The sequence below is a fragment of the Myxococcus llanfairpwllgwyngyllgogerychwyrndrobwllllantysiliogogogochensis genome (assembly GCF_006636215.1).
Classification (GTDB): Bacteria; Myxococcota; Myxococcia; order Myxococcales; family Myxococcaceae; genus Myxococcus; species Myxococcus llanfairpwllgwyngyllgogerychwyrndrobwllllantysiliogogogochensis.
Map to the genome: position 1 here is coordinate 1 of NZ_VIFM01000969.1, position 393 is coordinate 393.

The window sequence follows — 393 nt, forward strand, 5'->3', positions numbered from 1 at the left end:
CAATTGCCATCTGTCTACAGTAATACAAGATTTAAAACTTGAGGATTTGAATAAAAACAGTCTAATGCTTGCTGATCAGATACTTGATGTTGCAGGAAAAAAAATGGTTTGCAACATTGTTCCAATTGTGAACGAAAATGTAAGCTTAGGCACCGTTGTGACGTTTAAGGAAGCAGGAAAAATAGTAAAAACTGAGGAAAATATTCGTCGAAAATTGTTTGCAAAAGGACACGTTGCTAAGTTTCGTTTTGAGACAATCATAGGAGAAAGCGACGAAATAAAAACGGCCATTGAAACAGCTAAAAACTTCTCTTCCAGCAACCTAAACATTCTCATTCTTGGTGAAACTGGAACAGGCAAAGAGGTTTTTGCACAAAGTATTCATAATCATAC

The 393-nt window shown here is 35.6% G+C and carries 1 protein-coding gene; it reads left to right on the top strand.

Features of this window, described 5'->3' with window-relative positions; translation table 11 throughout:
* Positions 1-393: sigma 54-interacting transcriptional regulator (locus FJV41_RS51505; protein WP_181791653.1), on the top strand; the 393-nt coding region annotated here is incomplete at both ends.